This window comes from Rhodococcus sp. GXMU-t2271 (assembly GCF_041414735.1).
GTDB classification, from domain to species: domain Bacteria; phylum Actinomycetota; class Actinomycetes; order Mycobacteriales; family Mycobacteriaceae; genus Rhodococcus; species Rhodococcus indonesiensis.
Window position 1 is genome coordinate 1 of sequence record NZ_JAUIZP010000027.1, and the last position, 26,146, is coordinate 26,146.

At 71.4% G+C, this 26,146-nt stretch carries 24 protein-coding genes; 9 read left to right on the forward strand and 15 right to left on the reverse strand.

All coding sequences use genetic code 11. The annotated features are described in order from the left end of the window. Nucleotides 1-44: 44 nt before the first annotated feature. The 3 genes from QYS60_RS10030 to ptsP all read right to left on the reverse strand — a co-directional run bounded on the left by QYS60_RS10030 (nucleotide 45) and on the right by ptsP (nucleotide 4,328). Nucleotides 45-1,187 carry an acyl-CoA dehydrogenase family protein gene (locus tag QYS60_RS10030; RefSeq protein WP_003935613.1) on the reverse strand — a complete coding sequence of 381 codons (1,143 nt, stop codon included), beginning with the start codon at nucleotides 1,185-1,187 and terminating at the stop codon, nucleotides 45-47. Between the two features lie 80 nt (nucleotides 1,188-1,267). After that, nucleotides 1,268-2,578 carry a uracil-xanthine permease family protein gene (locus QYS60_RS10035; protein ID WP_003935614.1) on the reverse strand — a complete coding sequence of 437 codons (1,311 nt, stop codon included), beginning with the start codon at nucleotides 2,576-2,578 and terminating at the stop codon, nucleotides 1,268-1,270. A 64-nt stretch (nucleotides 2,579-2,642) separates the two neighbouring features. Then, nucleotides 2,643-4,328, reverse strand: coding sequence for a phosphoenolpyruvate--protein phosphotransferase (gene ptsP / locus QYS60_RS10040; protein WP_371383040.1), 1,686 nt, complete (start codon nucleotides 4,326-4,328; stop codon nucleotides 2,643-2,645). A 138-nt stretch (nucleotides 4,329-4,466) separates the two neighbouring features. Here ptsP and QYS60_RS10045 point away from each other — a divergent pair, with 138 nt between their 5' ends. From QYS60_RS10045 to QYS60_RS10060, 4 genes are read left to right on the forward strand one after another with little or no spacing between them, the layout of a single operon-like run. Then, on the forward strand, nucleotides 4,467-5,234 hold the full coding sequence (locus QYS60_RS10045; protein ID WP_371383041.1) for a DeoR/GlpR family DNA-binding transcription regulator: 768 nt from the start codon (nucleotides 4,467-4,469) through the stop codon (nucleotides 5,232-5,234). Beyond that, entirely contained in the window at nucleotides 5,231-6,247 is a 1,017-nt protein-coding gene (pfkB, locus tag QYS60_RS10050) for a 1-phosphofructokinase (RefSeq protein ID WP_003935617.1), read from the forward strand. Before QYS60_RS10045 ends, pfkB begins: the two co-directional genes overlap by 4 nt. Nucleotides 6,248-6,256: 9 nt before the next feature. Then, nucleotides 6,257-8,320: a fructose-specific PTS transporter subunit EIIC gene (locus tag QYS60_RS10055; protein WP_371383042.1), complete on the forward strand. Its 2,064-nt coding sequence runs from the start codon at nucleotides 6,257-6,259 to the stop codon at nucleotides 8,318-8,320. A gap of 52 nt (nucleotides 8,321-8,372) precedes the next feature. Continuing rightward, nucleotides 8,373-8,630, forward strand: coding sequence for an HPr family phosphocarrier protein (locus QYS60_RS10060; RefSeq protein ID WP_003935619.1), 258 nt, complete (start codon nucleotides 8,373-8,375; stop codon nucleotides 8,628-8,630). A gap of 2 nt (nucleotides 8,631-8,632) precedes the next feature. Here the strand turns inward: QYS60_RS10060 and QYS60_RS10065 are convergent, their stop codons facing one another. The 5 genes from QYS60_RS10065 to QYS60_RS10085 form a co-directional block, all read right to left on the reverse strand. After that, complete coding sequence (locus tag QYS60_RS10065; RefSeq protein ID WP_371383043.1) at nucleotides 8,633-9,658, reverse strand: hypothetical protein; 1,026 nt, start codon at nucleotides 9,656-9,658, stop codon at nucleotides 8,633-8,635. Continuing rightward, a complete protein-coding gene (gene hflX / locus QYS60_RS10070) occupies nucleotides 9,658-11,106 on the reverse strand; it encodes a GTPase HflX (RefSeq protein ID WP_003935621.1) in 1,449 nt (482 codons plus the stop codon). Before hflX ends, QYS60_RS10065 begins: the two co-directional genes overlap by 1 nt. Before the next feature lie 98 nt (nucleotides 11,107-11,204). After that, complete coding sequence (gene dapF, locus QYS60_RS10075) at nucleotides 11,205-12,071, reverse strand: diaminopimelate epimerase (RefSeq protein ID WP_371383044.1); 867 nt, start codon at nucleotides 12,069-12,071, stop codon at nucleotides 11,205-11,207. A 10-nt stretch (nucleotides 12,072-12,081) separates the two neighbouring features. Beyond that, a complete protein-coding gene (miaA, locus tag QYS60_RS10080; protein WP_371383045.1) occupies nucleotides 12,082-13,017 on the reverse strand; it encodes a tRNA (adenosine(37)-N6)-dimethylallyltransferase MiaA in 936 nt (311 codons plus the stop codon). After that, nucleotides 13,005-13,721 carry a class III extradiol dioxygenase subunit B-like domain-containing protein gene (locus QYS60_RS10085; protein WP_371383046.1) on the reverse strand — a complete coding sequence of 239 codons (717 nt, stop codon included), beginning with the start codon at nucleotides 13,719-13,721 and terminating at the stop codon, nucleotides 13,005-13,007. The genes miaA and QYS60_RS10085 overlap by 13 nt, the downstream gene beginning before the upstream one ends. 151 nt (nucleotides 13,722-13,872) lie before the next feature. Between QYS60_RS10085 and QYS60_RS10090 the strand changes: the two genes are divergently transcribed. Then, on the forward strand, nucleotides 13,873-15,231 hold the full coding sequence (locus QYS60_RS10090) for a DUF349 domain-containing protein (RefSeq protein ID WP_203011744.1): 1,359 nt from the start codon (nucleotides 13,873-13,875) through the stop codon (nucleotides 15,229-15,231). Between the two features lie 80 nt (nucleotides 15,232-15,311). On the opposite strand, the gene QYS60_RS10095 is transcribed toward QYS60_RS10090, so the two are convergent. Both QYS60_RS10095 and miaB read right to left on the reverse strand, forming a co-directional pair. Next, nucleotides 15,312-15,920, reverse strand: coding sequence for a hypothetical protein (locus QYS60_RS10095; protein ID WP_040781726.1), 609 nt, complete (start codon nucleotides 15,918-15,920; stop codon nucleotides 15,312-15,314). Continuing rightward, nucleotides 15,917-17,464, reverse strand: coding sequence for a tRNA (N6-isopentenyl adenosine(37)-C2)-methylthiotransferase MiaB (miaB, locus tag QYS60_RS10100; protein WP_371383160.1), 1,548 nt, complete (start codon nucleotides 17,462-17,464; stop codon nucleotides 15,917-15,919). Before miaB ends, QYS60_RS10095 begins: the two co-directional genes overlap by 4 nt. A 274-nt stretch (nucleotides 17,465-17,738) precedes the next feature. On the opposite strand from miaB, the gene QYS60_RS10105 reads away from it, so the two are divergent. From QYS60_RS10105 to QYS60_RS10120, 4 genes are all read left to right on the forward strand, one after another. Next, nucleotides 17,739-18,467: an amino acid ABC transporter ATP-binding protein gene (locus QYS60_RS10105; protein ID WP_203011861.1), complete on the forward strand. Its 729-nt coding sequence runs from the start codon at nucleotides 17,739-17,741 to the stop codon at nucleotides 18,465-18,467. Nucleotides 18,468-18,526: 59 nt separating this feature from the next. After that, the gene (locus QYS60_RS10110; protein WP_003935629.1) at nucleotides 18,527-19,360 is read left to right on the forward strand and encodes a glutamate ABC transporter substrate-binding protein; all 834 of its coding nucleotides are present in this window, start codon (nucleotides 18,527-18,529) and stop codon (nucleotides 19,358-19,360) included. An 83-nt stretch (nucleotides 19,361-19,443) separates the two neighbouring features. Continuing rightward, the gene (locus QYS60_RS10115; protein WP_003935630.1) at nucleotides 19,444-20,124 is read left to right on the forward strand and encodes an amino acid ABC transporter permease; all 681 of its coding nucleotides are present in this window, start codon (nucleotides 19,444-19,446) and stop codon (nucleotides 20,122-20,124) included. After that, nucleotides 20,121-21,050: an amino acid ABC transporter permease gene (locus QYS60_RS10120; protein WP_003935631.1), complete on the forward strand. Its 930-nt coding sequence runs from the start codon at nucleotides 20,121-20,123 to the stop codon at nucleotides 21,048-21,050. The genes QYS60_RS10115 and QYS60_RS10120 overlap by 4 nt, the downstream gene beginning before the upstream one ends. A gap of 4 nt (nucleotides 21,051-21,054) precedes the next feature. Here QYS60_RS10120 and recX read toward each other — a convergent pair whose 3' ends face one another. The 5 genes from recX to QYS60_RS10145 all read right to left on the reverse strand — a co-directional run bounded on the left by recX (nucleotide 21,055) and on the right by QYS60_RS10145 (nucleotide 25,963). Continuing rightward, a complete protein-coding gene (gene recX, locus QYS60_RS10125) occupies nucleotides 21,055-21,633 on the reverse strand; it encodes a recombination regulator RecX (RefSeq protein ID WP_371383047.1) in 579 nt (192 codons plus the stop codon). Nucleotides 21,634-21,641: 8 nt separating this feature from the next. Beyond that, nucleotides 21,642-22,682, reverse strand: a complete 1,041-nt coding sequence (gene recA / locus QYS60_RS10130; protein ID WP_003935633.1) for a recombinase RecA — start codon at nucleotides 22,680-22,682, stop codon at nucleotides 21,642-21,644. 180 nt (nucleotides 22,683-22,862) lie between these two features. Further along, the gene (locus QYS60_RS10135) at nucleotides 22,863-23,057 is read right to left on the reverse strand and encodes a DUF3046 domain-containing protein (RefSeq protein ID WP_054373281.1); all 195 of its coding nucleotides are present in this window, start codon (nucleotides 23,055-23,057) and stop codon (nucleotides 22,863-22,865) included. 94 nt (nucleotides 23,058-23,151) lie between these two features. Next, the gene (locus QYS60_RS10140) at nucleotides 23,152-24,306 is read right to left on the reverse strand and encodes a glycosyltransferase (protein ID WP_371383048.1); all 1,155 of its coding nucleotides are present in this window, start codon (nucleotides 24,304-24,306) and stop codon (nucleotides 23,152-23,154) included. 121 nt (nucleotides 24,307-24,427) lie between these two features. Next, entirely contained in the window at nucleotides 24,428-25,963 is a 1,536-nt protein-coding gene (locus QYS60_RS10145) for a protein kinase (protein ID WP_371383049.1), read from the reverse strand. Between the last annotated feature and the right edge of the window lie 183 nt (nucleotides 25,964-26,146).

A 26,146-nucleotide genomic window follows, 5' to 3' on the forward strand; every position in this document is an offset into this window, starting at 1 on the left:
GGCGCCGCGATCCGCGGCGCCGCCCTGCTCGTTCCCGGGTGGGATCAGAGGTTCAGACCGCGGCCGATGATGTCCTTCATGATCTCGTTGGTGCCGCCGTAGATCTTCTGCACGCGGGCGTCGAGATACGCCTTCGCGACCGGGTATTCACGCATGTAGCCGTATCCGCCGTGCAGCTGCAGGCAGCGGTCGATCAACTCGACCTGCTTGTCGGTGGTCCAGTACTTGGCCATCGCCGCCTCCTGCACGCTCAGGGTGCCGGCATTGAGCTGCTCGATGCACTTGTCCACGAAGACGCGCGCGAGGGTGGTCTCGGTGGCCAGCTCGGCCAGCTCGAACCGGGTGTTCTGGAAGCTGCCGATCGACTTGCCGAATGCCTTGCGGTCGCGGCAGTACTGCATCGTGTCCTCGAGCACCGCTTCCATGGCCGCCGCCGCCACCACCGCGATCGACAGACGTTCCTGGGGCAGGTTCTGCATCAGGTAGATGAAGCCCATGCCCTCCTCGCCGAGGAGGTTGGCGGCAGGCACCCGCACGTCGGTGAAGTGCAGTTCGGCAGTGTCCTGCGCCGCGAGGCCGATCTTGTCGAGGTTGCGGCCCCGCTCGAAGCCCGCCATCCCGCGCTCGACGACGAGGAGCGAGAAACCCTGCGCGCCCTTCTCCGGATCGGTGCAGGCGACGACGATCACCAGGTCCGCGTTGATGCCGTTGGTGATGAAGGTCTTGGAACCGTTGAGGATCCACTCATCGCCGTCCCGCACTGCGCGGGTCTTGATGCCCTGCAGATCGCTGCCCGTGCCGGGCTCGGTCATCGCGATCGCAGTGATGATCTCACCGGAGCAGAATCCCGGCAGCCAGCGCCGCTTCTGCTCCTCGTCCGCCAGCTTCAGCAGGTACGGGGCCACGACGTCGTTGTGCAGCATGAAACCGATGCCGCTGAATCCTCCGCGGGTGGTCTCCTCGGTGACGATCGTGTTGTAGCGGAAGTCCTCGACACCGCCGCCGCCGTACTCCTCCGGCACCGCCATGCCCAGGAAGCCCTGCGCGCCGGCCTTCTTCCAGACCTCACGGTCGACGATCTTGTCCTGCTCCCACTGCTCGTGGAAGGGAGCCACCTCCTGCTCGAGGAACTTCCGGTACGACTCCCGGAAGAGTTCGTGCTCGGGCTCGAAGAGGGTGCGTTCCATGTGCGCTCCTGTATCCGATGACGTACGTCACGCTCACGGTAGACATCGGAAGGCCCGTCTGACGCTGACAGGAACGAGCGTTATTTGTGACCGGACGCGCCGGGCGCCGGACGGCGCAGATCCGCCGCCCGGCGCAGGATCGGGTAGGCGACGAGGATGCCGATCGAGCCCCACGCGATGCCGCCGAGCTCGACGGAGCCCACGGTGAGGGTGAGATCGCCGATCCCGGCCACCAGCGCGGCGGCGGCCACCGTGAGGTTGACCGGATCGGTGAAGTCGACATCGGCCTCCATCCAGATCCGCACGCCGAGAATGCCGATCAGGCCGTACAGCACCAGGGTGGCGCCGCCGAGCACCCCGTCGGGGACGGTGAAGACGAGGGCACCGAACTTCGGCGAGAAGGCGAGGACCACGGCGGTTGCGGCGGCCACCCAGTACGCCGCGGTCGAGTACACCCGCGTCGCGGCCATCACGCCGATGTTCTCCGCGTAGGTGGTGGTGCCCGACCCGCCCCCGATTCCGGCGAGGGTCGTGGCGAGGCCGTCGGCGAGCAGGGCGTCGCCGGCGACGTCGTCGAGGTTTCGTCCGGTCATGGCCGCCACGGCCTTGACGTGGCCGACGTTCTCGGCGACGAGCACCACCACGACAGGCAGGGCGAGCAGTACGACGGACAACTCGAACGCCGGGGCGCGCAGCTCGGGCAGGCCGAACCACGCGGCGTCACGGAGGGCTGTGACGCGTTCCTCGGCGAGTCCGCCGGTGACGGCGGCGAACACCCAGCCGATGACGACACCGACGAGAATGCCGAGGCGACCGAGGAGGCCGGGGCCGAGCACGGTGACCAGCAGGATGGCGGTCAGCGTGATCGCCGCGACGAGCGGCTGCGCTTCGAAGGACCCGACCGCGACCGGCGCGAGATTCAAGCCGATGAGCGCGACGATCGCGCCGGTCACCACCGGGGGCATCAGTGCGTCGACGACGCGGGATCCCGACGCCTTGACGACGAGCCCGACGAGCCCGAGAGCGAGGCCCACGGCGACGATGCCGCCGAGCTGGGCGGCGGGGCCCGCACCGGCCGAGGCCGTGAGCGGTGCGATGAACGCGAACGACGAGCCGAGGTAGCTGGGTACCCGCCCGCGGGTGATCAGCAGGAACAGGGCAGTGCCGATGCCGGAGAAGAGCAGCGTCGTGGTGACCGGGAAGCCGGTGATCGTCGGCACGAGCAGTGTCGCGCCGAACATGGCGACGACATGCTGCATGCCGATGCCCACGGTGCGGGGCCAGGACAGCCGTTCGTCCGGGGCGACGACCTCGCCGTCGGCAACGCGACGCCCGTCGCCGTGCAGGGTCCAGCCGAATCCGGCCGTCCGCGTCCTCAGTTGTTCCTTCACAACGGGGAATGGTAGGCGTCCCCGGTCCGGTCGCGTCGGTGGCTCCCGGCGCCGATCACGTGCGTCAGGCGAGTACGCGGGCCGCCGCGTCGCGGGCCTCGCCGGGGTCGACGGCGCGAAGGACCTCGTCCGCGGCCTCGCGGCAGCGGTCGAGGGTCACCGCGGCCAGGCGGGACCCGACACCGGCGACGGCCGCGGCGGCACACGACAACGAGGTGACGCCCATGCCGGCCAGGACACAGCCGAGCAACGGGTCTGCGGCCGCCTCCCCGCACACCCCGACTCGCTTGCCGGCGGCGCGTCCGGCGGCGGCGGTGCGGGCGACCAGGGCCAGCACGGCCGGTTGCCACGGGTCGGTGAGGGACGCGAGGTGGGGCGACATGCGGTCCGCGGCCATCGTGTACTGCGCGAGGTCGTTGGTGCCGATCGACAGGAAGTCGACGTGTTCGAGGAGGCGTTCGGCGAGCAGCGCGGCGGCCGGCACCTCCACCATCACCCCGGGCACGAGGTCGCGGGCACGGACGGCGGCGGCGAAGTGCGCGGCCTCGGCGACAGTCGCGATCATCGGTGCCATCACCCAGGGCTCGGTGCTCGTGCGCTCGGCCGCGGCGGCGACGGCGTCGAGCTGCCGGTCGAGCAGACCTTCGGTGGCGGTCGCAATCCGGATACCGCGCAGGCCGAGTGCCGGGTTGTGCTCGTCGGGATGGTCGACGAAGCGCAGCGGTTTGTCGGAGCCCGCGTCGAGGGTCCGCAGGACGACCTTGCGGCCGGCGAAGGCGCCGAACACCTCGGCGTAGATCTCCGCCTGCTCCTCGACGGTCGGCTCGGTTTCCCGGTCCAGGAAGCACAGCTCGGTCCGGAACAGCCCGACCCCCTCTGCGGGGGTCGCGCGGGCCGCGCGGGCACCGGCACCGTCCTGGACGTTCGCGAGGATCTCGACGCGATGCCCGTCCTCGGTGGTGCCCGGACCGGCCCACGACGCGACGCGCGCCTGCTCGCTGCGGTCCGCGGCGACGGCGGCCGCCGCCTCGTCGGGGTCGGGGTCGAGGCGGAGCTCACCGGCAGCGCCGTCGAGCAGGACGCGGGTGCCGGCGGGGACGGTGTCGAGGTCGGCCGCCGCGACCACGCAGGGGATACCGAGCTGGCGGGCGATGATCGCGGTGTGGCTGGTGGGCCCGCCGAGGGTGGTGGCGAGTCCGATCACCCGGGTCGGATCGAGGCCCGCGGTGTCGGCGGGGGCGAGATCCTCCGCGAGCAGGATGGACGGCTCGTCGGGCAGGTCGAGACCCGGTTCCGGATGGCCGGCGAGTTCGGCGATCACCCGGTCGCGGATGTCGAGAAGATCGGTGACGCGCTCGGCCATCAGCCCGCCGAGCTTGGTGAACATGTCGGCGAACTGATCGGTGGCGCCGACCGCGGCCTCGATCGCGCCGGCTCCGTTGCGGATCTTCGCGGCGACGGCGCCGAGCCACCCGCGGTCCTCGGCGAGCTGGGCGTTGGCGAGCAGGACCTCGGCGGCGGCGCCCGAGGCCCGGCCGGCGCGACCGCGCAGCCGATCCGCGACCGCGGCGGCAGCCACCCGGAAGCGCTCGGCCTCGGCGTCGCGCGCGGTGTCCGGGATGCGCTCGAACGTGGTGGGAATCTGCGGCCGCGGCGCGGGGCGTACGACCGGCCCGTAGGCAACCCCGGGCACGACCGGCGTGCCCCGCACGATCGAGATCGCCGCCGCTGCGGGGATCACCTTCTCCATGTCTCCTCCTCGCCGCCCGGTGTGTCGGGATGTGCGTCCGGGGTAACTCTGTGATCGAGATTACTCCGAACCATTGACATGTCAACACATACGGGCGTAAAACAACATGAAACAACATTCAGCAGCAAGGAGCCCGGTGTGTACGCGGAGGAACGGCAGCAGGCGATCGCCGAGCTGATCGGCCGACGGGGACGGATGTCCGTCGCCGATCTCGCGACCCGTTTCCGCGTCACCACCGAGACCGTCCGCCGGGATCTGGCCCTGCTCGAACGGCTCGGACATGTGCGCCGCGTGCACGGCGGCGCAATCCCCACCGCCGCACTCACCGTCACCGAACCCGCGCTGAACGAGCGCGAACACACCCACGCCGCCCAGAAGGACCGGATCGCGGCCGCGGCAGCCCGGTACCTCCCCGCCGCCGGTGGCAGCGTGGTGTTCGACGCCGGCACCACCACCAGCCGCCTGGTGGCGGCCCTGCCCGCCGACGTCGACCTCGAGGTGGTCACCAACTCGGTTCCCATCGCCGCACGGCTCGCCGGCCTCGGATCGGTGCATCTGCACATGCTCGGCGGCCGGGTCCGCGGGATCACGCAGGCCACGGTCGGCGAGGACGCGCTGCGGTTCCTCCGCGCGCTGCACGTCGACGTCGCCTTCATCGGCACGAACGCGTTCAGCGTCGGCCACGGCCTGTCCACTCCCGACCCGGACGAGGCCGCCGTCAAACGTGCGATGGTGCGCTGCGCCGACCGGGTCGTGGTCCTCGCCGACTCCTCCAAGATCGGCCGACAGCACCTCATCAGCTTCGCCCCGGTCGACGCCGTGGACGTGCTCGTCACCGACACCGAGATCGACGACACCGACTGCAAAGAGCTCACCGACAACGGAATCGAGGTGGTGACGGCATGATCGTCACGCTGACCGCCAACCCCAGCCTGGACCGGACGGTCGCGCTGACCGGCCCGCTCGTCCGCGGTGCCGTGCACCGCGCCGCCGCCACCCGCGTGGACCCGGGCGGCAAGGGCGTCAACGTCGCCCGGGTGCTCCGCGCGGCCGGACGACCGGTCCTGGCCGTCCTGCCGGGAAACACCGGCGACCCGTTGCTCACCGCACTCGACGACCACGGCATCGGCTACCGCGCCGTGCCGACCGGGGGTCCCGCCCGCAGCAACATCACCGTCGCCGAGCCCGACGGCACCACCACCAAACTCAACGAACCCGGGCCCGCGTACACCGACGGCACCCTGGAGTCGCTGCGCCACACCGTCGTCGACACCGCCGCCGCCGCTCACTGGCTGGTGATGTCCGGATCCCTTCCGCCCGGCGTGCCCGCCGACTGGTACGCCGACCTCGTCCGCTCCGTTCGTGCCGCCGTAGACGGGTCGGCCTGCCGAATCGCCGTGGACACCTCCGAGGCTCCCCTGCTGTCGCTCGCGGCCGGGTTCCCGGATGCCGCACCCGATCTGCTCAAGCCGAACTCGGACGAGCTCGCGCAACTCACCGGCGCGGACGCCACCACCCTGGAATCCGCGGCGGCCGCCGGTGACACCGGACCCGTCGTCACCGCGGGACGCCGGCTCGTCGAACGTGGCGTGGGGGCGGTACTGGCCACACTCGGTGCGGCCGGCGCGGTCCTGGTCACCGCCGACGGTGCCTGGCACGCCGTACCCGGCCCCGTCACCGCCCGCAGCACCGTCGGCGCCGGCGACTCCTCCCTCGCCGGCTACCTCGTCGCGGAGCTGGCCGGACTCGATCCCGCCGAGCGGCTCCGCCACGCTGTCGCATACGGCTCGGCAGCCGTGGCCCTCCCCGGCACCACGCTGCCCGGACCCGACGACGTCGACACCGGCGCCGTCGAGGTCACCCCGATCCGTCCCCGCCCCCTCGGCACCCCCTCCCCGGCCCTCCCTCACCACCAGTAAGGACACGCCATGCCAGACCTCGCCTCCGGCCCCGCCTCCGGGCCCGCGATCATCGACGACGGCCTGATCGCACTCGACGCAGACCTCGGCGCCGACAAGGAGTCGGTCATCGCCGCGCTGGCCGCGCGGCTCGCCGACGCCGGCCGCGCCACCGACGCGGCGGCACTGACGGCCGCCGCCCTGGACCGGGAGGCCAAGTCGGCCACCGGCCTGCCGGGTGGGATCGCCATCCCGCACTGCCGCGCGGACGCCGTCGTCACCGCATCGCTCGGCTTCGCGCGGCTGTCCCCCAAGGTGGACTTCGGCGCCCCCGACGGACCCGCGGACCTCGTGTTCCTGATCGCCGCCCCGGAAGGGGGCGGTGCCGAGCACATGAAGCTGCTCTCGTCGCTCGCCCGGGCGCTCGTGCGGCCGGACTTCGTCGGGTCGCTGCGCGAGGCCGCCACTGCCGCGGACGTGATCGCGCTGGTCGAAGGAGTGCTGCCGAAGCCCGCGCCGACCACCACTGCGGCTGCCGATGCGGCGGCCGAACCTGCCCCGCCCGTTCCCGTCACCGAACCCACGCCGGCCCCCGCGACCGCCGAGCGCACCATCGTCGCTGTCACTGCCTGCCCGACGGGAATCGCCCACACCTACATGGCCGCCGATGCCCTCAAGGCCGCGGGTGAGCGTGCCGGGGTCACGGTGCGGGTCGAGACCCAGGGCTCGAGCGGCAGCACCCCGCTGCCGGCGTCCGTGATCGCCGGCGCCGACGCCGTCATCTTCGCCACGGACGTCGGTGTGAAGAACCGGGAACGGTTCGCGGGCAAACCGGTCATCGCCTCGGGTGTCAAACGAGCCATCAACGAGCCCGACGTGATGGTCGCCGAGGCCGTCCGCGCGGCGAAGGATCCATCCGCGAGTACCGTCGACGCGGCCGCCGCCGCTGCCGCCGCCGCCGCCGAACCCTCCTCCGGCGAGGTGGGCTGGGGGATCCGGCTGCGGCAGATCCTGCTGACCGGCGTGAGCTACATGATTCCGTTCGTCGCCGCGGGCGGCCTGCTCATCGCCCTCGGCTTCCTACTCGGCGGATACGAGATCACCGACTCCGCCGCCGACATCGTGGTGAACAACTCGCTCGCCGACCTGCCGGCCGGTGGCCTGCCCACCTACCTCGGCGCCGTGCTCTTCCAGCTCGGCTCGCTCGCGTTCTCGTTCCTGGTACCCGCACTGGCCGGCTACATCGCCTTCGCCATCGCCGACCGGCCCGGCCTGGCACCCGGCTTCACCGCCGGTGCGGTGGCCGTGTTCGTCGGCGCCGGATTCATCGGCGGCCTCGTCGGCGGCATCATCGCCGGTTTCGCCGCGCTGTGGGTCGGTCGCATCCCCGTCCCGGTGTGGGCCCGCGGCCTGATGCCGGTGGTGATCATCCCGCTGTTCGCGACCCTCGCCGTCGGCGCCCTGATGTTCCTCGTCCTCGGCAAGCCCCTCGCCGCGATCACCTCGGGCCTGACGAACTGGCTCAACGGCCTGTCCGGGACCTCGGTCGTCATCCTGGGCGTGATCCTCGGCCTGATGATGTGCTTCGACCTCGGCGGCCCGGTCAACAAGGCCGCCTACGCTTTCGCCGTCGCCGGGCTCGACGTCTCGAACAACGCCTCGCTGCAGATCATGGCGGCCGTGATGGCCGCCGGTATGGTGCCGCCGCTGGCGATGGCGCTGTCGTCGACTCTGCGGCCGGGAATCTACAGCACCGCCGAGCGGGAGAACGGCAAGGCCGCCTGGCTGCTCGGCGCCTCGTTCATCTCCGAGGGAGCGATCCCGTTCGCGGCGGCGGACCCGCTTCGGGTGATCCCGTCCATGATGGCCGGCGGCGCCGTCACCGGTGCGATCGTGATGGCCACCGGGACAACCCTCAGCGCCCCGCACGGCGGCATCTTCGTGTTCTTCGCCATCGGCAACCTGCTGTGGTTCCTGGTCGCCCTCGCCGCCGGCACCGTCGTGGGTGCGCTCTGCGTGACCCTGGCCAAGGAGGTGCACCGACCCGCCCACCTGCGCAGCAGCGACACCGCGGCCCAGCCCGCCGTCGCCTGATCCGACGTCGCCCGATCCGATCGACGACCGTCCCTACCCCGAAGGAGTTCTCATGCCCAGCACCACCGTCACCGTCGGCTCGTCCATCGGCCTGCATGCGCGGCCGGCCGGGATCATCGCCGAAGCCGTGGTCGCCTCCGGCGTCCCGGTGACCCTCGCCGTGGACGGCGGCGAACCCGTCGACGCGGGCTCGGCGCTGCTCGTCATGACGCTCGGCGCCACCCAGGGCACCGAGGTCACCGTCACCAGCGACGACGCCGACGTGCTCGCCCGCATCGCCGAGCTGGTGGCCGCGGACCTCGACGCCTGACCTCAGCCCCGGCGCCGGCCCGAGGACCGTCGCCACAGCCCGCCGGCAGCGGCGGCGACCACCACGATGCCCGCGGCGATCGCCGCGGGCATCGCGCCCTGCGGGGTCTGCGCCGGCTCCGGCGCGGCCGCGGGCCGGAAGAGGGTCACCACATCACGCCACACCCGCACCGCCGGCAGGGCACCCCCGGCGGATTCGGATCCGGTCAGCAGATCCCCGGCCGCGGTGAAGGCCACCGCCTCGCCCTGGGGTTCGCCGGGCACCGGCACCCGCAGGGACGGTCCCGCCGCGAGCGCCGCCACGACGTCGCCGTCGGGAGCGTGGAAGAGGTGGACGTCGGTGTACGTGCGCACCGCGGCGACGGTGCCGTCGGGACCGACCGCGCCACCGGTGACCAGCGTGGAGGACGCCCCGCCGACGGGTCCGCCGGGGGTGTCCGTGGGACCGAGGGTGAGGGTCCCGATGCGTTCGAGAGGGACCGGCCCCGGCTCCGGCAGCTCGTCCACGCTCCATCCGCCGGCCGGCCGGTAGATGCCGGCGCTGCCGAACAGGGGCTTGGAGACGATCAGCGGCACCCCGTCGCGGGGCAGGAGCAGCGTCTCCGCATCGCGCGGACCGTCGGGGTAGGTGAGGCGGTGCAGACTCCCCGCGCCGGTATCCGGGTCGACCGAGATCAACGCGACGGTCTCGCGGGCGGCGCGATTGTCGCCGATGTCGCCGAGCCAGAGCCGGCCGTCCGGACCCGCGGCGAGGTCCTCCACGTCGTACGGGTCGACGGCCGGCGGGATGCGCCGCAGCACCGCGCAGTCGTCCCCCAGCTCGAAGACGGCCTCGTCGGCGCCGGCGTCCGGCACCGCGAACAGCCGCCCCCCGGCGACGGCCAGGCCCGAGAGTTCCGCGAGGGCAGGGTCGGTGGGAGTGCACAGCACACCCCCGTCGACCTCGGCGGCCGGGGCCGTCGTGGTCTGTGCCGTGGCGACCGGCGCCGACACCGCCGCGACCGCCAGAGCGACGAGGGCGCCGCGCACTAGGCGGCGTACTCGACCAGGGCCGACGCGAGGGCCAGCGGCACGCGGGCGTGTACGCGCGTACCGTCCACCTCGTGCGCGGAGGTCAGGACCTGCCCGTCCGAGTGGATCCGCGCGAGCAGGTCGCCCCGGGTGTACGGCAGCAGCACCTTCACCTCGACGTCCGGGTGTTCGAGCAGCGCAGCGAGGTGCTCGCGCAGGTCGTCGAGTCCCGCACCGCTGCGCGCCGAGACGAATACCGCGTCGGGGAGCAGGGCACGTAGTTCGGTGATGGTCAACGGGTCTGCGGCGTCGACCTTGTTCACCACGATCAGCTCGGGCGGCGGCGGCGCGTCGGACTCGCGCAGCACGTCGGTGATCACCTCGCGCACCGCCTTGATCTGGTCGGTCGGCAGCGGGTCGGACCCGTCGACGACGTGCAGCAGCAGGTCCGCGTCCGTGACCTCCTCGAGGGTCGAACGGAACGCCTCGACGAGCTGGGTCGGCAGGTGCCGCACGAACCCGACGGTGTCGGTGAGCACGTACTCGCGCCCGTCCGGGAGTTCGGCCCGGCGGGTGGTCGGATCGAGCGTCGCGAACAACGCGTTCTGCACCAGCACACCGGAACCGGTGAGCTTGTTGAGCAGGCTCGACTTGCCGGCATTGGTGTAGCCGACGATCGCGACCGAAGGAATGCGGTTGCGCATCCGCCGGGTGCGCTTGGTGTCCCGAACGGACTTCATCGCCTTGATCTCGCGGCGCAGCTTGGCCATCCGCTCGCGGATACGGCGACGGTCCGTCTCGATCTTCGTCTCACCGGGACCACGCAGACCCACGCCCCCGTTGCTGCCGGCACGGCCGCCGGCCTGCCGCGACATCGATTCGCCCCACCCGCGCAGCCGCGGCAGCATGTACTCCATCTGCGCGAGCGACACCTGTGCCTTGCCCTCGCGGGAGGTCGCATGCTGGGCGAAGATGTCGAGGATCAGCGCGGTGCGGTCGATGACCTTGACCTTGACGATCTTCTCCAGGGCGGTCAGCTGCGCGGGGGTGAGCTCGCCGTCGCAGATGACGGTGTCGGCGCCGGTCGCCAGAACCACCTGGCGCAGTTCCTCGGCCTTGCCGGAACCGATGTAGGTCGCGGCGTCGGGACGGTCCCGGCGCTGGATCAGGCCCTCGAGCACCTGGGAACCGGCGGTCTCGGCCAGGGCGGCGAGCTCGGCGAGACTCGCCTCGGCCTGGACCGCGGTGCCTCCGGTCCAGACCCCGACGAGCACGACCCGCTCGAGGCGCAGCTGCCGGTATTCGACCTCGGTGATGTCCTCGAGTTCGGTGGACAACCCGGCGACGCGGCGCAGGGCGCTGCGGTCCTCGAGTTGCATCTCGCCGACCGACGGGTCGGCGGCGGCCCAGCCGGGGACACGGTCCGTGTCGTCGGTGGCCGATTCGTTTCGTGGTGTGTTCGTCATACACGACCATCGTCCCACTTCGGGCGCGCCGACGCATGCGACTTTCCGGGTGTCCGCGCAGGGCGAAACCCGGCGACGTCGCGGTGTCGCAGTGACAGTCAGCCCAGACCGTCCCACCAGTGGTCACCGATCGTGCCCGACGCGACCAGCACCGAGGGGCCGCGCAGCGCGGCCCGGCCGTCCTCGATGCGCACCTGCACCGCCCCACCGGGGACGTGCACCCGGACGGTTCCGGAGTCGGCACCGTCGAAGCGCAACGCCGCTGCGGCGGCCGCGACCGTGCCGGTGCCGCAGGACCGGGTCTCCCCCACGCCCCGCTCGTACACCCGCATGTCCACCGCGCCCGCGGCGATCGGCGTGAGGAACTCGATGTTGACGCCCTGGGGAAAGAAACCGGGGTCGAAACCCGGACCGGACAGGTCCAGGGCCGCCAGGGTCGCCGCGGTCAGGTGCGGATCGACGCAGGCCAGATGCGGGTTCCCGACGTCGATGCCCAGACCGCGGTACACCCGGCCCTCGATGGTGGCGGTCGACTCCCCCAGCTCGCGCACCACGCCCATGTCGACGGTGACCTCGCCGTGCGTCGCGTCGGCGCTGTGCACCTGCACCGGCTTGCCGCCGGCGCGACTGCCGACGACGAACGCGTCGCGGGATTCCAACCCGCCGGCCGTGACGAAGTGGGCGAACACCCGCACTCCGTTGCCGCACATCTCCGCGATCGACCCGTCGGCGTTGCGATAGTCCATGAACCAGTCGTCCGCGGCCGTCCCCTCCGGCAGCGCGGGCAGGACCCCGGCGTCGACCAGCGCCCCCGCCCGCGCGACGCGCAGGACGCCGTCGGCGCCGAGACCGCGACGACGGTCGCACAACGCCGCCACCCGCTTCGGCTCGAGGGAGATCCGCACCTCCGGATCGGGAAGGATCACGAAATCGTTCTCGGTGCCGTGGCCCTTGCTGAAGTCCATGCCCGCCACCTTATCGACGGTCCGCCCCGGCGAGAACTCGAAGCGCCACGTCCCGCAGCCCGGGATCCGCGCCGTCGATCCAGTGCACCCGCGGGTCCCGGCGGAACCACGAGCGCTGCCGGCGCACATAGCGCCGGGTCCCGATGAAGGTGCGTTCCCGCGCGTGTGCGAGGTCGCACTCCCCGGCCAGGTACTCGAGCACCTGCGCGTACCCGATCGCCCGGCGGGCCGTGACACCCTCGCGCAGCCCCTGCTCGCACAGGGCCGCGACCTCGTCGACCAGTCCCTGCTCGAACATCCGGTCCGTGCGCCGCGCGATCCGGTCGTCGAGCGCCACGGTGTCCCGGTCCACCCCGATCACGACCGTCCCCCACCGGGGTTCGCCGATCTGCGGCTGCGACGCCGCGAACGGCGCCCCGGTGAGCTCGACCACCTCGAGTGCGCGAACCATGCGGCGGCCGTCGGTGGGCAGAATCGTCGCCGCGGCCACCGGGTCGGCCCGGCGCAGCGCGTCGTGCACCGCGCCCACCCCCTCGTCGGCGAGCAGCGCCTCCCACTTGGCCCGGACCTGCGGATCCGTGGCGGGGAACTGCCACTCGTCCAGGAGCGCCTGGACGTACATCATCGAGCCGCCGACGATGATCGGCACGGCGCCCCGCGCCCGGATCGCCTCGACGTCGGCGGTCGCGGCCTGTTGGTACCGGGCGACCGTGGCGGTCTCGGTGACATCGAGGACGTCGAGCTGATGATGGGCGATGCCGCGGCGCTCGCCGACGGCCAGCTTGGCGGTGCCGATGTCCATGCCGCGGTACTGCTGCATGGCGTCGATGTTGACGATCTCCCCGCCGAGTTCCTCGGCGAGATCCAGGCCCAGGTCGGACTTTCCGGTGGCTGTCGGGCCGACGACGGCGACCGGGCGGGTGGAGTAGGCGCTCACGGCCGCCACATCCCCACGTGGTATCCGACCCCGTACGGTGCGCTGCTGTGGGTCGTGGCGGCCGACGCCGGTCCGTCGGGACCGAACACGGCGGCCAGCACCTGCCAGGCCGCGCGGCCGTCGCAGACCGTCTCGGCGCACAGTGCCGGGTCGAGCGTCGCGAGGGCGGCGACGTCGCCGACCGCCAGGGCGACGCCGAGCGCCTCGTCCAGGTTCTGCGCCTCCGGATGGTAGGCGCCGGGGGCCTTCGCGGTGAGCGTGGCGGGGCCGTCGGCCACCACGAGCAGCGCCGTCGGGGTGCGGTCCGCATCCAGGGTGCTGCGCAGTTGTCGCCCGAGCCGGGCGCAGTCCTGCGGGCTCGTCCCGGCCGGCACGACGTGCGTGGTGGCGCGCACGACCGGCGCCGTCCGGTCGCGCAGCCAGCCCGCGATGAGCGCCGGCAACGGCAGCTGCGGATCGGGGGTCCCCGTGGCCGCCGGCCCGAGCGCGACGACCAGGTCGACGCCGAAGCCACGGAACGTTCCGACGGCCGTGTCCGGAACGTCCGACGCGTCCGTGCCCGCACCGACGACGACCCACCGCGCGGCAGCACGCAGTTCCGCCCCGACGGCAAGCGCGGCGGCGCGCAGGTCGGCGGTCTCGGTGGCCGCGGAGCCGGTCAGCTCGGGAACGAGCAGGGGTGGGGACGGCACGAACGCCGCGGCGATCAACACACGGGCCACCGTAGTCGACCCGACCCGCCGCCTCGCAGGCGTGCGACCTGTTTCAATAGTGGGCGGGCGTGGTCTCGGAGCGACCTCCGCGGCCCGACCAAGCGAACCAGTGCGACCAGGCAGCCGTGCCGCGCGGCAGAGATGAGGACCGATGACCGACCCGAACGCAACCCAGGAATCCCGCGCTCCGAAGCCGGGCGCCCCCAAACCGGGTCGGCAGCGGCCGGCCGCCGAGACCTCCGCTCCCAAACCACACCCGGCCGCTCATCCCCACCCGCAGCCCACCGTTCCGGCCAGCGATCCGAGCCGGTGGGGCCGCGTCGACGAGGACGGCACGGCGTGGGTGAAGACCGCCGAGGGCGAGCGGTGCATCGGGTCCTGGCAGGCGGGCGACGCCGCCGAAGGTCTGGCTCACTTCGGCCGCCGGTACGACGACCTTGCGACCGAGGTGGCGATCCTCGAGTCGCGTCTGAGCTCGGGCACCGGCGATGCGAAGAAGACCCGGGCGGCCGCCCAGTCGCTCGCCGAGTCCCTTCCCACCGCCGCCGTGATCGGTGACCTCGACACCCTCGCCGCACGGCTTGCGGCGATCGTGGCGGACTCCGAGAAGGCGGCCGTCGCCGCGAAGCAGGAGAAGGAGCATCAGCGGGCAGCGGCCACCGCCCGTAAGGAGGCGCTCGCGGCGGAGGCCGAGCAGATCGGCGCCGAGTCGACGCAGTGGAAGGCCGCCGGTGACCGGTTGCGCGAAATCCTCGAGGAGTGGAAGACGATCCGCGGCGTGGACCGCAAGGTCGACGACGCCCTGTGGCGGCGCTATTCGAAGGCCCGGGAGGCGTTCAACCGCCGGCGGGGCGCGCACTTCGCCGAACTGGACCGTGAGCGTGCCGCGGCCCGGACCCGCAAGGAGGAACTCGTGGCGCGGGCCGAGGAACTGCAGGACTCGACGGACTGGGGCGCGACGGCGGCCGCCTTCCGTGAACTGCTGTCGGAGTGGAAGGCGGCCGGCCGCGCCCCGCGCGAGGCCGACGATCAGCTGTGGAAGCGGTTCAAGGGCGCCCAGGACGTGTTCTTCGCCGCCCGCAACGCCGCCGCCTCGGAGCGGGACGCCGAGTTCGAGGAGAACGCACGGGCGAAGGAGGCGCTGCTGCAGTCGGCGGCGTCGATCGATCCGTCGGCGGACATCGACGCCGCCCGGGCCCGGCTTCGCGAACTGCAGGACCGGTGGGAGGAGATCGGCAAGGTCCCGCGGGAACGCATGCACGACCTCGAGGGCCGGCTGCGGGCGATCGAGAAGCGGGTCCGCGAGGCCGCCGAGTCCGAGTGGCGGCGTACCGACCCGGAGGCACTGGCCCGGGCCGCCCAGTTCCGGGAGCGTGTGCGCCAGTTCGAGGAGCAGGCGGCCAAGGCCACCGCGGCGGGCCGCCCGAAGGACGCCGAGAGCGCGCTCGCGCAGGCGCAGCAGTGGCGGGAATGGGCCGACGCCGCGGAGGGCGCCGTCGGGGAGCGGTGAACCCCGGACACGACTGAACCCCGGACACGACGGTGCCCCGGCTCGTTCGAGCCGGGGCACCGTCGGATGCCGGGGGACGGTCAGTCGTCGAGCAGGCCCTTGTTCTCCTGCCGGGCCGCCGCGTCACGCAGTTCCGCCTCGGCGGCGAGCTGGAGCGAAGTGCGCGTCCACACCACCTTCGCCCAGTGGAAGGTGAGCACCATGAGGGCGAACCAGCCCAGGATCAGCCCGATGCCCGGTCCTGCTCCCTGGTCGCCGACGGGCAGGGTCTGCCTCGTCCAGATCGAGAGCATGCCGAACACGATCGACACCGCGGAGCCGGCCAGCGCCAGCCACGCCAGCACCCATCGGCGGGTGACGAGCGCCAGGATGGCGAAGATCGCGCCGAAGACCAGGGCGAGCCACACGAAGATGCGGGACGGCAGGGCGATGGACTCGGCGGTCGCATCGGGGGCGAAGGACAGCACCTCCCACGCGTTCGCTGCCCCGGCGTGGGGCAGGCTGAACGAGCCGAGCAGCACGAGCACCGCGACCGCGACGACGAGCGCCCGGGCGCCCGGGTCGATCTCACCGGCGATCTTGCGTTCGGCCGCTTCGAGGTCGGCACGGACTTCGTCCATCGGATCCCTTCCGTCGTTCCCGGCGCCGTCGCCGGGGGTTCTACCCTCGTCGGGGCCGCCCGCCGTCATGCGCCGCATCCCGTCGGGGCCGGCAGCGGTTCGGGCGCACCGATCTGCGGGAGGCCGAGCCCGACACCGATGGGCGGTGTCTTGGGTGTGCGGCCCTGCTCGAACCGGTCGCCCGCGCGGGTGCGCCGGTGGGTCAGGATCGGGGTGTCCGCGACGAGATGATGGGGAGCCGCGTCGCTGACGACGACGGTGACGATGTCCCCGGGGCGGACCGCACGGTCGACGTTCCCCGCGGGCCGGAAGTGTACGAGCCGGCCGTCACGGGCGCGACCGCTCATGCGGGCGGTCTCGGCGTCCTTGCGGCCTTCCCCGGCGGCGACGAGCAGTTCGACCTCCGTACCCACGAGTGCGCGGTTTCCCTCGAGGGTGATCCGCTCCTGCAGAGCGATGAGCCGTTCGTACCGTTCCTGGACCACGGCCTTGGGCAGCTGGCCGTCCATCTCCGCGGCGGGGGTGCCGGGGCGCTTGGAGTACTGGAACGTGAAGGCGCTGGTGAATCGGGCCTTCTCGACGACGTCGAGGGTTTCCTGGAAGTCGTCCTCGGTCTCGCCGGGGAATCCGACGATGATGTCGGTGGTGATCGCCGCGTGCGGCATCACCGCACGCACCTTCTCGATGATCCCGAGGAACCGCTCCTTGCGGTACGACCGTCGCATTGCGCGCAGGACGCGGTCCGAACCCGACTGCAGCGGCATGTGCAGCTGCGGGCACACGTTGGGGGTCTCGGCCATCGCCTCGATGACGTCGTCGGTGAACTCCGCGGGGTGCGGGGAGGTGAACCGGACCCGTTCGAGGCCCTCGATGTCGCCGCACGCGCGCAGCAGCGCGGCGAACGCGCCGCGGTCACGGGGCTGTTCGGGGTCCGCGAACGAGCGGCCGTAGGAGTTGACGTTCTGCCCGAGCAGAGTCACCTCGAGCACACCTTCGTCGACGAGCGCACGGACCTCGGCGAGGATGTCACCGGGCCGGCGGTCCACCTCCTTGCCACGCAGCGACGGGACGATGCAGAAGGTGCAGGTGTTGTTGCAGCCGACGGAGATCGACACCCACCCGGCGTAGCTGGACTCGCGTCGGGCGGGCAGGGTCGAGGGGAACGCCTCGAGGGATTCGAGGATCTCCACTTCGGCGCGGCGGTTGTGCCGGGCACGGTCGAGCAGTGCCGGCAGACTGCCGATGTTGTGCGTGCCGAACACGACGTCGACCCACGGCGCCCTCTTCACGACGACCTCGCGGTCCTTCTGGGCGAGGCACCCGCCGACGGCGATCTGCATGTTCGGATTGGCGTCCTTGACCGGCCGCAGATGGCTCAGGTTGCCGTAGAGCTTGTTGTCGGCATTCTCACGTACCGCGCAGGTGTTGAAGACCACGAGGTCGGCGGCCGCACCCGGCCCGGCCTTGACGAATCCGGAGTCCTCGAGCAAGCCGGACAGGCGCTCGGAGTCGTGCACGTTCATCTGGCAGCCATAGGTGCGCACCTCGTAGGTGCGGGCGCCGGCCTCGACGGTCGCGTCGAGGGCGGCCGGGGCGCTGGGTTCACGGTCGATCGATGACACGTCTCAGCCTAGCTCACGGGCCGGGCCGGGCCCGAAATGGGCCGAGGGAAACAACGCCAAGGGAAACAACTTAGTCCATCGCCGGTCGCCGCGGGGCGAACCGGCTCCGGCCTTTCGGCGCCGACCGTAAATTTTCCATTACGCAGTCCGAACTCGGCTTCCGAAAGTTGCTGCACGGCGGCACGGGCAGCATAGGGTTCTGTCCATGACACCAGCGGCGGTCGAATCCGAGAAGCCCTCCGGCTCGGCGGGCGGCGCACCCCCGATGATCTCGATGTCGGAGGTGCAGAAGCACTTCGGAGCCCTGCACGTGCTGCAGGACATCAATCTGGAGGTACCTGCGGGGCAGGTCGTGATCGTGGTCGGGCCGTCCGGGTCGGGCAAGTCCACCCTGTGCCGGACCATCAACCGGCTCGAGCCGATCGACTCGGGCGAGATCCGGGTGGACGGGAAGGTACTTCCCGCGGAAGGCAAGGCGCTCGCGGCGCTGCGAGCCGACGTGGGCATGGTGTTCCAGTCGTTCAACCTGTTCGCGCACAAGACGATCCTCGAGAACGTCATGCTCGCCCCCGTGAAGGTGCGACGCAAGGGCAAGAACGATGCCAAGGAGCAGGCCCTGCAGCTTCTCGACCGTGTCGGAATCGCCAACCAGGCGGAGAAATATCCCGCCCAGCTCTCGGGCGGGCAGCAGCAGCGCGTCGCGATCGCGCGGGCCCTGGCGATGAGCCCGAAGGTCATGCTGTTCGACGAACCGACGTCGGCGCTGGATCCCGAGATGGTCCAGGAGGTGCTCGACGTCATGACGTCGCTGGCCCGGGAGGGCATGACGATGCTCGTCGTCACCCACGAGATGGGTTTCGCCCGCAAGGCCGGCAACCGCGTGCTGTTCATGGCGGACGGGCAGATCGTCGAGGACACCGATCCCGACACGTTCTTCACCGCACCCAAGTCCGCCCGCGCCCAGGATTTCCTCGGCAAGATCCTCAGTCACTGACCCGGCGTCGCCGCCGCACCCGATCCGGGGCGGCACCACCCACAACACGGAGGTACTCGATGAGAATCACCCGCTCGGTTCGCCTGGGCATCGGCGCTGTAGCCGTCGCTGTGCTCGCCACCGCGTGTGGCGGAGACGAGCAGCGCAGTGTGTCGCAGTCCGCCGAGAGCGGCTCCCTCGTCGTCGGCATCAAGTTCGACCAGCCCGGACTCGGGTTGCGCAACCCCGACGGCACCTTCAGCGGGTTCGATGTCGAGGTCGCGAAGTACGTCGGGCAGCAGCTGGGGGTGGCGCCGGAGAACATCGAGTTCAAGGAGGCTCCGTCGCCGCAGCGCGAGACCCTCATCGAGAACGGTGAGGTCGACTACATCGTCGCCACCTACTCGATCACCGACGCGCGCAAGGAGAAGGTCGACTTCGCCGGGCCGTACTTCATCGCGGGCCAGTCGCTGCTCGTGCGGGCCGACAACACCGACATCACCGGACCGGAGTCGCTCAGCGGTGGTAAGCGGCTGTGCTCGGTGGCCGGTTCCACGCCCGCACAGAACGTCAAGGACACCTACGCGCAGGATGTGCAGTTGCAGGAGTTCGACACGTACTCCGCTTGCGTGGAGGCGCTGCGCAACGGCGCGGTCGACGCCGTGACCACCGACGACATCATCCTCGCCGGTTACGCGGCTCAGTACCCGGGCCAGCTGAAGGTCGTGGGCGAGCCGTTCACGGAGGAGCGCTACGGCATCGGCCTGGCCAAGGGTGACACCGAGTCCCGCAATCAGCTCAACGACGCGATCGAAGAGATGATCGCGAGCGGTGCCTGGCAGGCGGCCCTCGAGTCCACGGTCGGTCCGTCCGGCTACCCGTTGCCGGAGCCGCCGCAGGTCGACCGCTACTGACCGTCCCATGCCGTCCGGCCGGCCCGTGCGACGACTCGTCGCGGGCCGGCCGGATCCCAGTCCCCCATCGGTGGAGTTGACCTGTGGATCTGTTGAGCAAGTACGGCGACGAGTTGATCGACGCCTTCTGGACCACCGTGCAGTTGACGGTGCTCTCGGCGATCGGCGCGCTGATCCTCGGAACGATCCTCGCCGGGATGCGCGTGTCCCCCGTGCCGGTGGCGCGGGCGGTCGGCACCGTGTACGTGGGGATCTTCCGCAACACCCCCCTGACGCTGATCATCATCTTCTGTCTCTTCGGTTTGTCGCAGACGCTCGGCATCAGCCTGGCGCCGCAGTCGTCGCCGACCTTCCTGGTGGACAACAATTTCCGGCTCGCCGTGCTGGGATTGAGCGTGTACACCGCGGCGTTCGTCTGCGAGTCGCTGCGCTCGGGCATCAATACCGTGAACGTGGGGCAGGCCGAGGCGGGCCGTTCCCTCGGGTTGACCTTCGGCCAGAATCTGCGCCTGATCGTGTTGCCCCAGGCGTTTCGTGCGGTGATCGCCCCTCTCGGTAGCGTGCTGATCGCCTTGACCAAGAATTCGACGATCGCGTCCGTCATCGGCGTCTCGGAGGCCTCCCTGCTGATGAAGACCATGATCGAGAACGAGGCGCAGATCTTCCTCATCGGCGGTATCTTCGCCCTCGGCTTCGTGATCCTGACCCTGCCCACGGGCCTGCTGTTCGGCTGGCTGAGCACGCGATTCGAGGTGTCCCGGTGAGCACCGGCCGCGCAACCGTCCTCTACGACGCTCCCGGTCCCCGGGCGCGAACCCTCTACCACATCGCCTCGGCGGCGGTGGCCGTGCTGCTCGTCGCCGTCGGCTACTTCGTCTACCGGGCTCTCGACGAGAAGGGGCAGCTCACCAGCGAGAAGTGGGACCCGTTCCTCGAATCGAGTTCGTGGACCACGTACCTGATCCCCGGCATCCGCGGCACCCTCGTCGCCGCGGCGATATCGATCGTGCTCGCCCTGATCCTCGGGGCCGCACTGGGGATCGGCCGGCTCTCCGATCACCGGCCCGTGCGCGCGGTGTGCGGGTTCGTCGTCGAACTGTTCCGGGCCATCCCGGTGCTGATCCTGATGATCTTCGCCTACCAGCTGTTCGCCGAGTACCAGGTCTTCCAGTCGAAGTATCTGGCACTGGCTGCGGTGGTCACCGGTCTGACCCTCTACAACGGCTCGGTGATCGCCGAGATCGTGCGTGCCGGCATCCGGTCCCTGCCCCGCGGGCAGACCGAGGCCGCCGCGGCGCTGGGCATGCGCAAGAGCCAGATCATGCGTCTGATCCTGCTACCGCAGGCCGTCACCGCGATGCTGCCGGCGATCGTCTCGCAGATGGTGGTGGCCCTGAAGGACTCCGCACTCGGTTATCTCATCGGCTACGTCGAAGTCGTGCGGTCCGGTCAGCAGCTCGGCGCGTTCTTCGGCAACTACCTGCCGTCGCTGCTCGTGGTGGCCGCGATCATGATCGTGCTCAACGGCGCGTTGACGGTCCTCGCGACCCGGCTCGAGCGTCGCCTGCGGACCGGGCGCAAGAACCGGGCCGCCATGCCGGAGGCCGACGAGAACGCGCCCGACAACGTCCTGTCCGGCATGACCGTGCCCGGGGTGGACATCACCGGCGAGCACGACAAGCGCCGGTAACGCGTCAGTCGGTGGCGAACTCGCCGGGCCCGGGATCGTGCCCGGCGAGTTCGTTGCGCACCACCTCGAAGGCCAGGCCCTGCGGGTACCCCCGGCGGGCGAGCATGCCGACCAGCCGTCGCACTACCCTGTCCCGCTCCGCGGCGATCTCGCGCCGGTCGCCCGCCGTGGGCAGCGGAGGTTGGGTGCGCAGCTTCTTGCGCACCAGTTCGATGGCGCGGGCGCGTTCGTCGTCGCCGTCGATCTGCTCGAGCGCCTCCGCGGCCTCGAACTGCCCGATTCCCTTGCGGCGCAGTTCCAGGGCCAGGGCGCGTTTGCCCTTCCCGGCGTACAGGTGGCGCGAGCGCACCCACTGCTGGGCGAACTCGGCGTCGTCGACGAGACCGACCTCCGTCAACCGGTCGAGGGTCCGCTCGGCGACGTCCGCGGCGAAACCCTTCTGTTCGAGTTTCGCGGCGAGTTCGGCGCGGCTGCGAGCCCGGTCGGTCAGCAGACGGAGGCACAGGTCTTTGGCCTGTGCCTCCGTTCCGCCACCGGGCCGGTCGCCGCCGCGCCGGTCACCGCGACGGGAGTCGCCGTCCAATGCCCGACTCAGAAGTCGGCGGGCTCGTCGGCGGGCTCGGCGGTGACGTCCGCCCCGATACCGAGCTTCTCCTTGATCTTCTTCTCGATCTCGTCCCGGATGTCGGTGTTCTCCAGCAGGAACTTGCGGGCGTTCTCCTTGCCCTGACCGAGCTGGTCGCCCTCGTAGGTGTACCAGGAGCCGGACTTGCGGATGAAGCCCTGCTCGACGCCCATGTCGATGAGCGAGCCCTCCTTGCTGATGCCCTGGCCGTAGAGGATGTCGAACTCGGCCTGCTTGAAGGGCGGCGACACCTTGTTCTTGACGACCTTGACGCGGGTGCGGTTGCCCACCGCGTCGGAGCCGTCCTTGAGGGTCTCGATGCGCCGCACGTCCAGTCGCACCGAGGCGTAGAACTTCAGAGCCTTACCGCCGGTGGTCGTTTCGGGCGAGCCGAACATGACGCCGATCTTCTCGCGCAGCTGGTTGATGAAGATCGCGGTGGTGCCGGAGTTGTTGAGCGCGCCGGTCATCTTGCGCAGCGCCTGGCTCATCAACCGGGCCTGCAGGCCGACGTGGCTGTCGCCCATCTCGCCCTCGATCTCGGCGCGTGGCACCAGCGCCGCCACCGAGTCGACCACGATGATGTCGAGTGCGCCGGAACGGATCAGCATGTCCGCGATCTCGAGTGCCTGCTCACCGGTATCCGGCTGCGATACGAGCAGGGCGTCGGTGTCGACGCCGAGCTTACGGGCGTACTCCGGATCGAGAGCGTGCTCGGCGTCGATGAAGGCGGCGATGCCGCCGGCGGCCTGGGCGTTGGCGACCGCGTGCAGCGCGACCGTCGTCTTACCCGAGGATTCCGGGCCGTAGATCTCGACGACCCGTCCGCGCGGGAGGCCACCGATGCCGAGCGCGACGTCGAGTGCGATCGAGCCGGTCGGGATCACGGCGATGGGCTGGCGGGACTCCTCCCCCAGGCGCATCACCGAGCCCTTGCCGAAGCTCTTGTCGATCTGCGCGAGCGCCAGTTCGAGCGCCTTGTCGCGATCGTGTGCCTGTGGTGCCATCGTGGTCCCCTTTTCGAGTCTCGTCTTACTTGCCGATGACGTTAGAGTCCGGCACCGACAAGTTCGCCGTCCCGACCGGCGAGCGGCCGGATCTGTGGATGAATCGGACGCCTGTGGACTACTTCTCCACCACCCGCGCCCCAGCATAGGCGAACAATTGTTCGAACGGAACGGTGCGGTTCACCGCCGCGCGGGCGGGACGTCGAATTCGTCGCACAGGGCCCGCCACACCTCGCGAGGTTCCTGCCCGGCCTCGATGGCCTCGGCCGCGGTACACCCGCCGAGGGAGAGCAGTACGTGGTCACGGAGCAGGGCATCGCCACGCATCTGCCCGAACTCGTTGCGGACACACTCGTGGAATTCGGTCAATCGCACCTGTGCCACGGTAGTCGCTTCCGGCACCTGCCCCGGCGCAGCGCCCACGGCCCCGCGCCCATGTCACCGCGCGCACCTCACAAACACCCACGCGTCACCGCGCCGACCGCACGACGCCGCGGCAGACCTTCACCGGGTCCTCGACCTGCGCTGCCGTCGCGGCGGCCAGGCGTGCCGCCCGGGCGAAGCGCGGCTCGGCCAGCACGGTGTCCACGGCCGCCCGCAGCGCGCCGGGGTCGAGCGGCCGCACGACGACCGCACTGCCCTGCCGGGCGGCCCGATTGGCCAGTTCCCACTGGTCGCCGCCGCCCGGCACCACCACCGCGGGCACCCCGGAACCCAGCGCCTTGGCGAGCATCCCGTGCCCGCCGCCGCACACCACCACGTCGGCCTGCTCGAGCAGCAGATCCTGCCGGCCGTGCCCCGCCACGACACCGTCCGGCCAGGTCCGCTCGGGCGGTTCGAGCATCGCGACGACGATCCGAATCCCGGAGCCGCCGAGACCCGTGCACACGGCGTCGAGCAGGCCGGGCACCCCGGTGGCCGCGGTGGACGGCGCCACCATCACCAGAGGTCCGTCACCGGAGGGCGGCTCCAGGACCTCGCGGGTGGGTTCCCACAGCAGCGGGCCCACGACGTGCGCCTGCACGGGCCAGTCCGGTCGCGGCACCTCGAGGGCCGGCAGGGTGGCGACGAGCCGGGCTGCCGGCCCCGGGTCCCGCGCGGCCAGACCGATCCCGACGCGGGCCTGCGCCCGTTCGCGCTCCCCCTGCCGGATCGAGCGGGCGGTCGCCGCCCGCAGCACCGCGTCCCGCGCCCGGCCGCGCAGGCCGGTGCCGGGGGCGAGACCGCTGCCGACGGGCGGCAACCCTCGCGAGGGCAGATACAGCGGATGGGGCGACAACTCCACCCAGGGGATGCCGAGACGTTCCGCGGCCATGCCGCCGCCGGCGGTGAGGACGTCGGAGACGACGAGGTCGGGCAGCAGGGCGCTGAGCCCGGGCAGCATCTCCGACGCGATGTGCGCGGCGCGGGCATGGATGCGGGCACCGGCATCGGCGTCGTCGTCCTCCGGACGCGGCGCCAGGCCGGCGAGCGGCGCGAGGGTCACGCCGTCGAGGTCCAGGCCCAGCCACCGCTCGCCGGTGAACAGGACCGGGTCGTCGCCCGCCTCGGCCAGCCGCAGGCTCAGGGCTATCGCGGGGATCGCATGCCCGGCGTCCGGCCCGGCAACCACTGCCACTCGCATCGATTCAGACTGCCACACCGGGATCTCGCACTCTGCGAGCGGCGAGGGTCGGCCCGGCGCCCGAGGGCGTCACCGGCGGGGGGCGCCCGGCTCGTGCCGATCCCGTCGTCCCGGGCGACCGTCAGGGATACGCCGACCAGAACTGGAGCACCTGTTCGCGGGTGGTGACCGTTCCGTTCTCGATGATCAGCAGTTCGTTCCGGTCGAACGTGTACCGCACGGGTCCCGACACGACCGTGAATCCGGTGGCATCCGGGACGGCATCGGCCAGCTCGATGTCGGCGCCGTCGCTGAGCCGTAGACCCTTGTAGTACAGGTCGTCGAACCCGTTGCGGCATACCAGGACCCGCGACTCCGAGGTGCGCGCCACCGCGACGGCCTCGTCGGCAGCGTTGCAGCGCGGCCCGATGTCGTCGTCGAAGCCCCGGATACCTGCCTGCGCGACGGGGATGCGGTCCGGGCGGCTCTGCGGCACGGCGGTGGTCGTCGGTGCGAGGGAGGGGATCGTGAGGTCGGTGACTTCGGCCGCGGTGGGAGCGGACGCGGACGGAGGCGTGGCCGGCCCGGGAGTGGCGGCCTGTCCGGTGGCCGAGACGCCGGCCCGTACGTCTGCGTCCGGTGAGCCGTCGCGGGCGAGCAGAATCCCGGTCAGTGCCCCGGCCAGCGCGACAGCCGCCACCACGCCCAGCAGCACGAACAACGGCCGCCGGGAACGCGCCGTCGGAGGTTCGGACGCGGCGGTGGGCCCGGAATGCAGCGGGGCGGGGGTCGATGCGGCGGCGACCGTCCGCGTCGGCTCGGTGACCGGCTCGTCGAGAGCGGCGCGCGCCGCGGCGGCCAGCGCGCCGCACGTGTGGAAGCGGTCCTCGGGTCGCTTGGCCATCGCACGGGCAATCACGGTGTCGAGCGCGGGTGGCAGCTCCGGCCGCGCCACGGTGGGACGCGGCGGGGGCAAGTGCAGATGTGCGTGAACCAGATGCGCCGCCTCGGTTCCCGGGAAGGGGGGCCGGGTCGTGAGCAGCTGATAGAGCGTGCAGCCCAGGGCGTAGACGTCGGTGCGAGGGCCGGGCGGCCGTCCCTCGATCTGTTCCGGGGAGGCGTACTGCAGGCTGGCGACGAGGATGCCGGTCTCGGTGACCGCCGTGCTGCCGAGACCCTTGGCGATCCCGAAGTCCGCGAGCAGGACGCGCTCGGGTTCACTGCCACTACTCGTGGCGAGCAGGATGTTCGCGGGCTTGACGTCGCGGTGCAGCACACCGTGCGCGTGCGCGTGATCGAGTGCCCGAGCGGTCTCGGACACGATGTGCACGGCGCGCGCCGGACGCATCGGACCCTCTCGCAGCGCACCCACCGCATCGGTGCCGTCCACGTACTGCATCGCAATCCACAACTGGTCGCCGACGTTGCCGCGGTCGTACACGGTGACGATGTTGGGATGCTCGAGCCGCGCCACGTGGTCGGCCTCCCGGAGGAACCGGCTGCGGTTGCCGGGGTTCGCGGTCGCCGACAGGTCGAGCAGCTTCAGTGCGACGAAACGTGGCAGATTGGGATGCCGCGCGAGGTAGACGCTGCCCATGCCCCCGGTCGCGAGGCGGCGTTCGATGCGGTACCCGGCGAACACGGAACCGGGCTGCAATTCTCCCACGGTGTCGTCCACTCCCGAGTCCGTCGCGGGCGCCCGCCCGACTGCCGCCTCAGACTATCGCGCACCGACGTAGGCCCCGCAGCCGAATGCTCCGAATCGGATCGAGGCGCGAGTCGACGTCGTCCGAGGCGCGGGAGGATCGCACGCACCCCGGCGCCGGAGACCTGGTCGGCGGCAGGTGACCACGAGGCGCGC

Coding starts and splice junctions, on each gene's coding strand:
- pfkB (WP_003935617.1), top strand. CDS start 5,231: ATGATCGTCACGCTGACCGCCAACCCCAGCCTGGACCGGACGGTCGCG.
- hflX (WP_003935621.1), bottom strand. CDS start 11,106: ATGACGAACACACCACGAAACGAATCGGCCACCGACGACACGGACCGT.
- QYS60_RS10140 (WP_371383048.1), bottom strand. CDS start 24,306: ATGCGAGTGGCAGTGGTTGCCGGGCCGGACGCCGGGCATGCGATCCCC.
- QYS60_RS10110 (WP_003935629.1), top strand. CDS start 18,527: ATGAGAATCACCCGCTCGGTTCGCCTGGGCATCGGCGCTGTAGCCGTC.
- QYS60_RS10030 (WP_003935613.1), bottom strand. CDS start 1,187: ATGGAACGCACCCTCTTCGAGCCCGAGCACGAACTCTTCCGGGAGTCG.
- ptsP (WP_371383040.1), bottom strand. CDS start 4,328: ATGGAGAAGGTGATCCCCGCAGCGGCGGCGATCTCGATCGTGCGGGGC.
- QYS60_RS10090 (WP_203011744.1), top strand. CDS start 13,873: ATGACCGACCCGAACGCAACCCAGGAATCCCGCGCTCCGAAGCCGGGC.
- QYS60_RS10055 (WP_371383042.1), top strand. CDS start 6,257: ATGCCAGACCTCGCCTCCGGCCCCGCCTCCGGGCCCGCGATCATCGAC.
- dapF (WP_371383044.1), bottom strand. CDS start 12,071: ATGGACTTCAGCAAGGGCCACGGCACCGAGAACGATTTCGTGATCCTT.
- recA (WP_003935633.1), bottom strand. CDS start 22,682: ATGGCACCACAGGCACACGATCGCGACAAGGCGCTCGAACTGGCGCTC.
- QYS60_RS10060 (WP_003935619.1), top strand. CDS start 8,373: ATGCCCAGCACCACCGTCACCGTCGGCTCGTCCATCGGCCTGCATGCG.
- QYS60_RS10105 (WP_203011861.1), top strand. CDS start 17,739: ATGATCTCGATGTCGGAGGTGCAGAAGCACTTCGGAGCCCTGCACGTG.
- QYS60_RS10095 (WP_040781726.1), bottom strand. CDS start 15,920: ATGACGGCGGGCGGCCCCGACGAGGGTAGAACCCCCGGCGACGGCGCC.